The sequence below is a fragment of the Flavobacterium sp. 11 genome (assembly GCF_002754315.1).
GTDB classification, from domain to species: Bacteria; Bacteroidota; Bacteroidia; order Flavobacteriales; family Flavobacteriaceae; genus Flavobacterium; species Flavobacterium algoritolerans.
In genome coordinates, this window is the sequence record NZ_PEFE01000001.1 from 3259799 (window position 1) to 3272398 (window position 12600).

Genomic DNA, 12600 nt, shown 5'->3' on the forward strand with positions numbered 1-12600 from the left:
GTTAAAGTCAATATTCTTTCTTTTCAGAAAGTAATGCTACAAAAACATAAAAAATGAACTGGAAAACACCTAAAAAATCTACTCTGCAAAATATTGCTTTTATCCTATTTATAGCACTGCTTCTGTTTAGTCCTTTGGGGACTTTTGTAAAAATACAATTAAACCGCTTGATTGTTTTTTCACCTAAAACTATTGCTGTAACGGATCAAAAAATGCTTTCCAGTTACCAATGGCAATTAGTTGATGCTTCGGGGCAGCGTGTGACATTAGAAGACTATGAAGGGAAAATGATATTCATTAATTTCTGGGCCACTTGGTGTCCGCCTTGCATTGCCGAAATGCCAAGTATACAAAAATTATATGTTGATTATCAGGATAAAATTGTCTTTTTGTTTGTGACAACGGATTCTTTTGAAAAAGCAAATGCGTTTATGGTAAAAGAAAATTTAACGCTTCCTATATATCAATCGGTTACAAATCCTCCTTTAGAAATGAAGTCATCAACAATTCCTGCCACATATCTTATTGACAAACAAGGAAATGTAATTTTAGCAAAAATTGGCACTGCAAATTGGAATAGTGATTCGTTCCGAGAAAAGTTAGATTATTACATTAGAAAATAAAATCAATGTAATTTTTTAAAATCTTTTTTGTTGTGTGACAAAAGTAACACAACTCCTCATTTATAAGTATAATCTTTGCAGTATTAAATCAACAAATATGGAAATTTTAGAATTTATCAAACAACCTTGGCCTTGGTATATTGCAGGCCCATTAGTTGGACTTACAGTTCCGGCATTATTAATTATTGGAAATAAATCTTTTGGAATTAGTGCTTCATTACGTCACACTTGTGCGATGTGTTTACCGGCAAATATTAAATTTTTCAAATACGATTGGAAAAAAGAAATCTGGAATATGTTTTTCGTTTTCGGAATTTTAATTGGTGGTATTATTGCTTTCAGTTTTTTATCAAATCCGAATCCAATTATTATAAACGACAATCTAAGAACAGAATTAGCGTCGTATGGAGTTACAAATATCAACGGAATGCTGCCTGAACAACTGTTCTCGTGGGAAAACTTAATCACACTAAAAGGATTTTTTATGATGGTTATAGGTGGATTTTTTATTGGTTTCGGTTCTCGTTATGCGGGAGGTTGCACCAGTGGTCACTCAATTTCAGGTTTGTCAAATTTACAATTGCCTTCTTTGATTGCAACGTGTTGCTTCTTCATAGGCGGATTGATTATGGCGAACATCATTTTACCTTTAATCCTTTCACTATAAAATTATTAGCTATGCAAAATAAAGATCAAAATACAGATTTCGAAACTCGTTCCTTAGATACGGTTTGTGTCAACGAGAGTCAATTGGAACACAAGTGGTACCATAATTTAAAATACTTAGTCATCGGTTTATTGTTTGGAATTGTTTTCATCAAAGCCGAAGTAATCAGCTGGTACCGCATTCAGGAAATGTTCCGTTTTCAATCCTTTCACATGTATGGGATTATAGGCAGTGCTGTTGTGGTGGGAATGATTTCAGTATTTCTTATTAAAAAATTCAATATTAAAACCATTTATGGTGAAAAAATTGAGTTCCACGACAAAACATTCAACAAAGGACAAATTTACGGCGGGCTCATATTTGGATTGGGTTGGGCCGTAACTGGAGCTTGTCCTGGACCATTGTTTGCACAAATTGGAACAGGTGCTACTGTTATGATTGTTACCTTATTATCCGCAGTAGTGGGAACTTGGGTATATGGTTATTTTAGAGATAAACTACCTCATTAAAAAAATATGAATTCAGAAAAACAAAATATAGTCCAATTTAGGTCGATGATAAAAAGGGTAATTTACCTCTTCATCACTATTATTTCTTTAATAATAGGGTTGTTGCTATTCTTGTTTTTCAATTCATCAATCACCGCTTGGTTTCAAAAAAGTGATGTAAATATTGACTCTCTTTATATCGATGCCGAGAAAAAAGTGATTTTACAAAACGAAATGGCAAAATTCTGGAAACCAGCTGATATCAATTTGATTACTGATTCAACTTTAAAGCAGGAAGTGGAATATGGCAAAGATTTAATTGCACATACCGCTAAATATTTGGGTCCAAATGGTAGTGTGAAGCAAATTACTAATGGTATGAATTGTAACAATTGCCACTTAGATGCGGGCACAAAACCTTGGGGAAATAATTACGGTTCTGTATATTCTATGTATCCAAAAATGAGAGCGCGAAGCGGACAAGTAGAAGACCTTTACAAAAGAGTCAATGATTGCATGGAAAGAAGCTTAAATGGTCAGCCTCTAAAAAGAGATGAAAAAGAGATGAAAGCCATGATTGCGTATATCGAATATATTGGTAGTAATGTCCCTAAAGGAAAAGAAGCAAAAGCCTCTGGAATCTATGATTTAGAATATTTAGACAGAGCTGCAGACCCAGTTAAAGGAAAAGCTTTGTACGATACCAAATGTGCCAGTTGTCATCAAGTGAATGGTCAAGGAATTTTGGCAGAAGATAAAAAGGAGTATACGTATCCACCACTTTGGGGCAAAAATTCATATAATAATGGTGCGGGATTATTTAGAATCAGTCGTTTTGCCGGGTATATAAAATACAATATGCCGCTGGGCGCTACGTATGATAATCCTCAATTATCTGATGAAGAGTCTTGGGATATTGCCGCTTATGTTGAAAATCTTGACAGACCATCAAAAGATTTAAGTCAAGACTGGCCCAATATTTCTAAAAAACCGTTGGATCATCCTTTTGGTCCTTTTTCTGATACCTTTACGGAAGCGCAACATAAATTCGGACCTTTTAAACCCATAAAAGACGAAAAAAAGAAAAACGAAAAAAAACAATCTTAAAACTCAATTATGAAAAACGGGACCCTTTTATTTATTCTTGTATTTAGTATGATTTCAATTGGCGCATTGGCACAAAAAAAGCCGAACAACCATAAAATCGTTTTCCAGTTTACTAATGCTACTGATACTTTGCAACAGAAAGCAATTGTAAACCAGCTGAAAAATATGACTACACATTGGCCAAATGCCAAATACGAAGTCGTCATTCACAGTATGGGTTTGCCATTAGTAATGTCTGCAAAATCAAAGCAAATAGACGCCATAAAAGCGCTTCGGGCAAAAGGTGTCCGCTTTTTAGTATGTGAGAACACCATGAAAAGTCAAAAAGTAAACAAAGACCAATTGATTCCGGAAGTAGAATATGTGCCGGTTGGAATTGCTGAAATTGTTGAAAAACAAGAGCAAGGCTGGACGTACGTCAAAGGCGGATTTTAAATTAAAAATGTAAATTATATTTTACACCATCTTACACCATTAATTTAGCTGTAGTTTTTCTGTAAAAAGCTGTTAAAAACTAAACCAACAAACCTAAAACCATGAGCAATAACCGAAGAGATTTTCTAAAATCAGTGGGGACATTAGGCCTCGGTGCTGCGATTATTTCGCCTATTTCCGCTATTGCAAATGCAAATCAGACTGAAAAAATAAACTTGGATACAACAATAGATGGTTCTAAACTGCAAACAATTTCTATTCTTCAAACCACCGATGTGCATTGTCAGATTCATCCGCATGATGAGTTATTCTGGGAAAATGGCAAAGCCGTTTTTAGAAAAACGGGCGGTTATGCCTATATGGCAACCTTATTGAAACAGTTAAAAAAGAAAAACCCAAATACTTTTACTATTGATACCGGTGATATGTTTCAAGGCAGCGAATTAAGCGTAGAAACCACTGGTGAAGCTTTTGTTCCCATTTTAAATGCATTGAATTACGATTTGTACTTACCTGGAAACTGGGAAGTAATTTATGGAAAAAGAAAAATGCAAACGCTGTTAGGTTCTCTTGATGCACCAAAAATTTGTACAAATATGTACCACGATTTAGGCGAAGGAAAACGAGGTGAACTTATTTTTCAGCCGTATACGATTTGGCATATTGCCGGAGCAAAAATTGGTTTTTTAGGATACACCGATCCTTTGGTACCATTGCGCCAAAGTCCAAATTACAGCAAGGGAATCTTATATACTAATCCCGAAGAAAATCTGGCTCATTATGTGGATGTGCTAAGAAATCAGGAACAATGCAGTTATGTAATTATAATTGCACATCTGGGTTTATCGCAGCAAATAGCATTGGCAAACCGACCAGAATGTGAAGGTGTGAACTATATTTTGGGTGGCGATACGCACGAAAGAGTCCGCAAACCTATTGTTTGTAAGTATTCTAAAGTGGTGGAACCTGGAGCCTTCGGTTCTTTTATTGGGAAATTAGATTTGACTATCCTCAACGGAAAAGTCATTGAAGACAGCTATGAATTAATAGAAGTCGATTCTCCAAAAATAAAACCCGATGGTACAATTGAGAAATTATTAAAAGAGAAAGAAGCTCTTTATCAAGAACAAATCAATCAGGTTATTGGCTATAGCACGATTCCTTTGTACCGTTATTTTGTGGTAGAAAATCCTATTGACACGATGATTTTGAATGCTCTAAACTGGAAATTTCCTGAAATCGATATTAATCTTTCTAATGGATTCCGTTTCTGTCCGCCCAAAACTACTCCGAATGAAACAGGAAATATTCCCATCACAAACGGATTTATCTTTGATATGCTTCCCGTGGACAGCACCGTAAGAACCGCAAAAGTGACTGGAAAGCAATTGAAAAACTGGCTCGAAAAAGAATTAAATAATGTCTTTGCCGAAGATGCTTCGAAACGTTTTGGCGGTTGGGTCGTAAAATTCAAGGGAATGGAGGTACAATTCAATGCTTTTGCAGAAATGGACAAAAGAGTGCAAAGTATTACTGTGAAAAATATTCCGATCGATTCTGAAAAACTATATACCATCATGGCATGTGAACGTGATGGCGATCCTGTGGATATGCTTTGCAGAATGAAAGGCGTTATAGATGCCAAAAATACAACCTCAACTTTGCATACGGTAATGAGAGAATATTTAAAACAAAATTCTCCCGTTACGCCAACACCCGAAAAAAACGCGATAATTTTGGATGCTCCAGAAACATTGCTATCTCAAGTTACAGGTGTTGATTATACTTTTAGATAGTCTTTCAATCGTAAAGTCAAAAGTTATAAAGCCGATTGTATAGAACATTCGGCTTTGTTTTTTTTGGTCAATGTGATAAAAGTTACTTCCCAATTATATTGATGGAATTATTTTTGTACCAAATCTAAACGTTCAAAAATGAAAAAATTTTTCATAATAATTTATATACTTACCTCTCTCCTTTTTTCTATAAATACAATTGCGCAACATCAGGAAATTTTAGATAAGCCAACAGTTTGGAAAGAAAAAAGTAATGAAAAATTTGATTCTACCTCGATTTTAAATGCTTTCAAAAATGGAAATTTCAGTGGCCATTTTCGTTATTATTTGATGAATACCAATAATGAAAAGGGCTTATCTGATTATTATGCGAATGCACTTGGCGGAGGCGTAAAGTTTGAAACCGCTAAATTTTATAATTTTCAATTTGGCGTAAGCGGCTATTACGTTTTTAATATTGGTTCCTCTGATTTTACTAAAAAAGATTCCATTACAAATGCTCCCAATCGATATGAAGTAGCACTTTTTGATATCCAAAACCCATCAAAAAAAGACAATTTAAGTCGATTAGAAGAATTATATTTGAAATACAACTATAAAAAATCAGATGTAACTCTTGGAAAACAACTCCTGAATACTCCCTTTATTAATCTTCAAGATGGCCGAATGCGTCCTACAGCAGTAAACGGAATTTGGATAGATTTTAATGAAATCAAAAAGACTACAATCAATTTAGGCTACCTCTACGGAATCTCACCACGAAGCACGCTAAAATATTTTGAAGTGGGAGAATCAATAGGAATCTACCCTACAGGCGTGAATCCAGATGGAACAAAATCTGATTATGTAGGGAATTTAGACAGCAACGGAATTTATATTTTTGGTGTGCAAAATGAATCCATACAGCATCTAAAAACACTTTTGTGGAATCAATATGTAGAGAATATATTTAATACTGCTTTGCTCCAAATGGACTATGCCTACCCTTTACATTCAAACTCAAAACTGCTTATTGGATTTCAAACCATTTACCAAAACGGACTGAATTTTGGAGGAAATGAAGATCAAAATAAAACCTATTTTCAAAAAAATAGCAACTCACAAACTTTTGGAGGAAGGCTCGGTTGGAAAAATAAAACGCTCGAATTGACTTTAAATTACAACCGAATTACAGCCAAAGGAAGGTATTTAATGCCCCGAGAATGGGGTCGAGATCCTTTTTATACGTTTATGCCAAGAGAACGCAATGAAGGTTTTGGAGATGTAAATGCGTTGATGACTAAATTACAATATACACATCCTAAAAAAACATTCAAATCAAATTTCGCAGTTGGTTATTTTGATTTGCCGGATGTAAAAAACGTTGCATTAAACAAATACGGATTACCATCTTATGTCCAGACTAACGCTGACATTCGATATGAATTTCAAGGATTTTTAAAAGGTTTTGATGCCCAACTATTGTATGTGCATAAATTTAATGTGAGAGAAACTTACGGCAACAAAAATTATGTTTTCAACAAAACTGACATGAGTACTATCAATTTTATTGTCAATTTCAATTTTTAAAACCCTTTAATCCAAGTGATAAAATTTCATTATCAAATAATTCAGCAGTAGATACAACAACGTTCCTACCACAGCAAATGTGATGATACAGCTAATCAGATTCAGCACAATATTAGGAATAAACTTCAATCGGGGATGTGTAATTAAGGGTTCCCGATGCAGTCTTTCGTGAAAATTTTCCTTTGCTATTTTGAGTTTCTTTTTGATAGCCCTTACGTTTTAAAGACAATAGCGATGAATGATCACTATTGATTTTTGTTTTACTATTTTGAATACTCTAAATTACGTAATATTTTCAAGATAAAGAGGTTATAAAATAGATTTAATCTGCTTAGGTATTGACTGTATCAGAATTGCCTTTTATATCCCTTTTATATTCCCTTTGTTTTTCAAGAAAATCACTTCAATTATTTTACTGGTCATATCAGCATCAATTTTGAGTCGATTTGATAAAACTTCAATTAGGTTTTTTTCTTCTTTTTCCAATGTTCCGTCAGCCAGTAACACTTCTAATGCAAGAGCAAATACAGTTTCTTTATCTTCTTCTTTAATTAGTTCACAACAGGCAGAAATGTATTTTAATTGCCCCAGTTCCATTCTTAAATTGAATGATTTTGCATAAAGTGGTGCCATATCGATTCCGACAAATTTTTGTTTCGAATGCAATACTCTTGATAACCATGCTGTTTCCGAATCCGTAATTTGATTATCGGCAGAAATACAAGAATATAAAATTCCAACCCAAGCTTCAAACTCTGAGGTTACTGGATTTTGGTCACTAATATTTTTATTTTCAAATGAATTCATATTTTTATTTTTTTCTAAAGTTACTGTTTACCTTCCAACACATTGCTTGAGTTTGGGAATAAATTACCATTTATTTTTTAGGTATCAGTAAATTTTCAACTAGAGGACCACTTGAACAAGAAACCAATTCCCAATTTTTATAAGACAAAATACAACCGTATCAAAAATAATAAAAGTTAAGGAGAACGATTCTCACTAATTTATGAATTTAATACTGGCTTAATAATATCCTGATGAACTGATGTTCATTTAATTAAACATTTTTAGTAAATTTATCAATCACTAACACCATTTGTAACTATAGTTTTTATCTATTAAAAATAAAATTAAGTACGGATAGTTTTTGGTAAATTCGCTTTAAGTAAATAAAAAATCAATCATACTATGGAAAATAACACAAACCCGAGCTCAACATCCTACAACGTCAACGGAGAAAGTAAATGCCCGTTTTCTGGAGGAGTTGCTCCAAAACAAGGTTCCGGTTCAGGAACTAGTAACCGTGACTGGTGGCCAAATCAATTGAAATTGAACATTCTGCGCCAAAACTCCTCTCTATCCAATCCTATGGGAGAAGCTTTTAATTACGCTGAGGAATTTAAGTCTCTGGATTTAGAAGCTTTGAAAAAAGACATTATGGATGTCATTACCACCTCTCAGGATTGGTGGCCGGCAGATTACGGCAGCTATGGTCCGTTCTTCATTAGAATGGCTTGGCACAGTGCAGGAACGTATCGTATTGCAGATGGTCGTGGTGGTGCTGGTTTCGGAACACAGCGTTTTGCACCACTAAACAGCTGGCCGGATAATGCTAATCTGGACAAAGCTCGTTTGTTATTATGGCCAATCAAACAAAAATATGGCAAGAAAATTTCTTGGGCAGATTTAATGATTCTTACGGGTAACTGCGCACTTGAGTCGGCTGGTTTTGAGACCTTTGGTTTCGCTGGTGGACGTGCCGATGTTTGGGAACCACAAGAAGATATTTACTGGGGTTCTGAAAAAGAATGGTTAGCACTTAGTAATACTCCAAATAGCCGTTACTCAGGTGATCGTGATTTAGAAAATCCTTTAGCTGCTGTGCAAATGGGGCTTATTTATGTAAACCCTGAAGGTCCTGACGGTAATCCTGATCCGCTATTAGCAGCTCGTGATATCCGTGAAACCTTTGCCCGTATGGCGATGAATGACGAAGAAACGGTAGCTCTTATTGCTGGTGGACATACATTAGGGAAAACCCATGGTGCTGCTGATCCAAATAAATACGTGGGCCCAGAACCAGCAGGAGCGTCAATTGAAGAGCAAGGCTTAGGTTGGAAAAATACCTATGGCACTGGGAATGCAGGTGATACAATTACCAGCGGTCTGGAAGGTGCTTGGACGACAACCCCAATAAAATGGAGTAATAATTACTTTGAAAACCTGTTCGGGTTTGAATGGGAATTAACAAAAAGCCCGGCCGGAGCACATCAATGGAAACCAAAAGGTGATGCAGGAGCTGGTACAGTGCCAGATGCTCACGACCCTTCAAAAACCCATCAACCTTTTATGTTGACTACCGACTTATCATTACGAGTTGACCCAATATACGAGAAAATTTCAAGACACTTTTTTGAAAATCCAGCCGAATTTAACGACGCATTTGCAAGAGCTTGGTTCAAACTAACGCATAGAGATATGGGACCAAAAGCGCGCTATTTGGGACCAGAGGTTCCTGCTGAAGAATTAATTTGGCAAGACCCGGTTCCAGCTGTTACGCATCCATTAATTGATGACCAAGATATTGCTACGCTTAAAGCTAAGATTCAGGCTTCAGGATTGTCTGTATCTGAATTGGTAACTACTGCTTGGGCATCAGCATCTACTTTCCGTGGCTCTGATAAACGTGGTGGTGCTAACGGTGCCCGTATTCGTTTAGAACCTCAAAAAGATTGGAAAGTAAACAATCCGTCTCAATTGGAAAAAGTGCTTAACAAACTTGAAAATATCAAAAATGAGTTCAACAGCACACAATCTGGTGGAAAACAAGTTTCAATTGCTGACTTGATCGTTTTAGGTGGTAGCGCAGGAATTGAAAAAGCAGCTGCAAATGCAGGACATTATGTAACCGTGCCTTTTTCTCCAGGAAGAACAGATGCTTCACAAGAACAAACAGATGTAGAATCATTTGCAGTTCTGGAGCCTCAAGCAGATGGATTCCGTAATTATGTTAAAACAAAATATACGGTTTCAGCAGAGGAAATGTTGGTTGACAAAGCTCAATTATTGAACTTGACAACACCAGAAATGACAGTTCTTGTTGGTGGTATGCGTGTGCTAAATACTAACTTTGATCAATCACAAAACGGTGTTTTCACAAAACGTTCTGAGACTCTTACTAATGATTTCTTTGTGAATTTACTTGATTTAGGTACTACATGGAAAGCAGTTTCAGAATCTGATGATGCCTTTGTAGGAAGTGATCGTATGGCAGGCGGATTAAAGTGGATTGGAACTCGTGTGGATCTTATTTTTGGTTCTAACTCAGAGTTAAGAGCACTTGCCGAAGTGTATGGTTATCGCGATGCTCAAGAAAAGTTTGTAAAAGACTTTATCGCAGCTTGGACTAAAGTGATGAACTTAGACCGATTCGACTTAGTTTAATATTAGAATTTATAATTTGTTTGAAAAGGTGGTCTGGCAACGGACCACCTTTTTTTATTTTGTAGTTTGATTTGCAGACTGATTATACCTAAATAAAACTTGTTTATTAATCTTAAAAAGATTCTATATTCTGTATTTTTTATAAGATATATACCAGCCATAAAGTGGCACTAATCCGTCCTTTTTGGATGGCTTCGTGCCATTAAATGACTTCTGCTAATGTGATAGATAACTAACCATAAATTAATCTATACCAACAAATCTAAATGATTTCATTTTCAATGCTTTACGGGAAACCGTAAAACATTGAAAATTTATAATTATTTAAAAAGACTTAGACGTATTACATAATTTTTTGAGAATAAAAATCTCATTTGCAAACTCAATCCCATAAAAAAAGCCGTCACGAAAAACGAGACGGCTTAAATTTTTAATTAAAAAGAGATTACAAAATATAATCGGTATTAATGAAATTAGATTCTTTACTGCTCAGTAATTCCTGTAAAATAGCATTGTTATACTCATTGTCTTTAGATGCTACAAAGGTTCTAATCGAGAACGAACGCAAGGCATCATGAATACTCAATGTTCCTACAGCTGAATCTTTTCGTCCTGTAAAAGGGAAAACGTCCGGTCCTCTTTGGCAAGAACTGTTCAAGTTTACTCTACACACTAAATTTACCAAAGCATCAATAAGCGGCGCAATAGTTTTGATGTCTTTTCCAAACAAACTTACTTGTTGCCCGTAATTTGATTCGGCCATATCATTCAAAGGCTCTTGAATGTCTTTGAAAGAAATAATAGGCACAACTGGACCAAATTGCTCTTCGTGATACACGCGCATTTCTTTATTTATAGGAAATAAAACTGCCGGGAAAATATAATTAGAAGAATGCTTCCCTCCTTTTTCATTGATTATCGCAGCTCCTTTACTGGTCGCATCATCAATCAATTCTTGAATGTAAGCCGGTTTTTCTTTTTCTGGTAAAGGCGTCAGAAACACGGATGCATCCCACGGATTTCCAAAAACCAACGCATCCACTTTGGCAGCAAAACGTTTGTTGAACTCATCTGCAATAGACTCATGCACATACAACACTTTCAAAGCCGTACAACGCTGTCCATTGAACGATAAAGAGCCCGCAATACATTCTTGGATAGCCAAATCTAAATCGGCATCCGGAAGGATTATCGCAGGATTTTTTGCCTCCAAACCTAATATCAAACGCAATCTGTTTTTATTCGGATGCTGGTCTTGTAATGCAATTGCTGATTTACTGTTTCCTATCAAAGCCAAAATATCTACTTTCCCGGATTTCATTATTGGCGAAGCCACTTCACGTCCGCGACCGTATACAATATTGATGGCTCCTTTTGGAAAACTGCTTCTGAAAGCTTCCAACAAAGGAGAAATTAATAAAACTCCATGTTTAGCAGGTTTAAAAATTACCGGATTTCCCATAATCAAGGCAGGAATGAGCAACGAAAAAGTCTCATTCAACGGATAATTGTATGGTCCTAGACATAAAACAACACCAAGCGGTCCTCTGCGAACCATGGCATTTATTCCTTGTACTTTAGAAAAATGAGCGCTACGACTATTTAATTCTTTTAAACTGTCGATTGTATCGTAGATATATTCTACGGTTCTGTCAAATTCTTTTTCAGAATCACCTAATGATTTTCCAATTTCCCACATCAATAATTTAACAACTTCTTTACGGGTTGTTTTCATTTGAGTAACAAAATTTTCCATGCATTTGATACGATCCGTAACTTTCATGGTAGGCCATAATCCTTGACCGTTATTATATGCTGCACTAGCTGCATTAACTGCTTCCAGCGCTTCAGCTTCTCCCATAAACGGGATTGAACCTAAAATAGTTGGGCCGTATTCTTCGGTGGATGAAATTGTTGAAAAAACCGGAGTGGTCTGACCGGTCCATTTTTTTAATTCTCTGTCAACTAAATACGTATCTTGATTTAATAAAGTGCTAATTTGAAATTCTTCTGGTATTACATTCATACTAAAGTATTTTATGTTTTAATTTAAATTTTAAATAAACAAAGAGGCACTGGCCTCTTTGCGTTTTATGGAGCAACTACTTCTCCATCCCATTCTATAATGCCTCCAACTAAGTTATATGCATTTTCAAAGCCCAGCTCATTCATTATTTCACAGGCTTTTGCACTTCTCATTCCGGAGCGACAATACACATAATAGTTTTTTGTTTTGTCTAACGCTTCAATTTCAGAGATAAAACCTTGTCCCAAATGAATATCAATATTAATGGCATTGGCTATAATTCCTTCGTTAAATTCGGCTTCGGTTCTCACGTCTAAAATTACTGCGTTTTCGTCAGTTTCAAATTGAGAAACCCAATCTTCTTGTGTTAAATTCATAGTGATGTTTTTTGTAAAAATACAAAGATTTTAGCTAACAATAAACGCACGATTTGTTAATTGGA

The 12600-nt window shown here is 35.5% G+C and carries 11 protein-coding genes; 8 read left to right on the forward strand and 3 right to left on the reverse strand.

The window, feature by feature from the left end:
• The first annotated feature begins 53 nt into the window (after positions 1–53).
• The 7 genes from CLV00_RS14125 to CLV00_RS14155 all read left to right on the forward strand — a co-directional run bounded on the left by CLV00_RS14125 (position 54) and on the right by CLV00_RS14155 (position 6685).
• Positions 54–623, forward strand: a complete 570-nt coding sequence (locus CLV00_RS14125; RefSeq protein WP_099715781.1) for a TlpA disulfide reductase family protein — start codon at positions 54–56, stop codon at positions 621–623.
• A 103-nt stretch (positions 624–726) separates the two neighbouring features.
• Positions 727–1290 carry a YeeE/YedE family protein gene (locus CLV00_RS14130; protein ID WP_099716364.1) on the forward strand — a complete coding sequence of 188 codons (564 nt, stop codon included), beginning with the start codon at positions 727–729 and terminating at the stop codon, positions 1288–1290.
• Positions 1291–1301: 11 nt separating this feature from the next.
• The gene (locus CLV00_RS14135) at positions 1302–1799 is read left to right on the forward strand and encodes a DUF6691 family protein (RefSeq protein ID WP_099715782.1); all 498 of its coding nucleotides are present in this window, start codon (positions 1302–1304) and stop codon (positions 1797–1799) included.
• A 45-nt stretch (positions 1800–1844) separates the two neighbouring features.
• Positions 1845–2885: a c-type cytochrome gene (locus CLV00_RS14140; RefSeq protein WP_099715783.1), complete on the forward strand. Its 1041-nt coding sequence runs from the start codon at positions 1845–1847 to the stop codon at positions 2883–2885.
• 9 nt (positions 2886–2894) lie between these two features.
• Positions 2895–3320, forward strand: a complete 426-nt coding sequence (locus tag CLV00_RS14145) for a DsrE family protein (RefSeq protein WP_099715784.1) — start codon at positions 2895–2897, stop codon at positions 3318–3320.
• Between the two features lie 101 nt (positions 3321–3421).
• Positions 3422–5116 carry a bifunctional UDP-sugar hydrolase/5'-nucleotidase gene (locus CLV00_RS14150; RefSeq protein ID WP_099715785.1) on the forward strand — a complete coding sequence of 565 codons (1695 nt, stop codon included), beginning with the start codon at positions 3422–3424 and terminating at the stop codon, positions 5114–5116.
• Positions 5117–5254: 138 nt separating this feature from the next.
• A complete protein-coding gene (locus CLV00_RS14155; RefSeq protein WP_099715786.1) occupies positions 5255–6685 on the forward strand; it encodes an OprD family outer membrane porin in 1431 nt (476 codons plus the stop codon).
• A 360-nt stretch (positions 6686–7045) separates the two neighbouring features.
• Here CLV00_RS14155 and CLV00_RS14160 read toward each other — a convergent pair whose 3' ends face one another.
• Positions 7046–7492: a tellurite resistance TerB family protein gene (locus tag CLV00_RS14160; protein WP_099715787.1), complete on the reverse strand. Its 447-nt coding sequence runs from the start codon at positions 7490–7492 to the stop codon at positions 7046–7048.
• A 384-nt stretch (positions 7493–7876) separates the two neighbouring features.
• Between CLV00_RS14160 and katG the strand changes: the two genes are divergently transcribed.
• The gene (gene katG, locus CLV00_RS14165) at positions 7877–10132 is read left to right on the forward strand and encodes a catalase/peroxidase HPI (RefSeq protein ID WP_099715788.1); all 2256 of its coding nucleotides are present in this window, start codon (positions 7877–7879) and stop codon (positions 10130–10132) included.
• 445 nt (positions 10133–10577) lie between these two features.
• Here katG and CLV00_RS14170 read toward each other — a convergent pair whose 3' ends face one another.
• Together CLV00_RS14170 and CLV00_RS14175 are read right to left on the reverse strand one after the other, a co-directional pair.
• Positions 10578–12158 (reverse strand): NADP-dependent glyceraldehyde-3-phosphate dehydrogenase, encoded by a 1581-nt coding sequence (locus tag CLV00_RS14170; RefSeq protein ID WP_099715789.1) that lies wholly within the window; start codon positions 12156–12158, stop codon positions 10578–10580.
• Positions 12159–12223: 65 nt separating this feature from the next.
• The gene (locus CLV00_RS14175; protein WP_099715790.1) at positions 12224–12535 is read right to left on the reverse strand and encodes a rhodanese-like domain-containing protein; all 312 of its coding nucleotides are present in this window, start codon (positions 12533–12535) and stop codon (positions 12224–12226) included.
• Positions 12536–12600 lie beyond the last annotated feature (65 nt).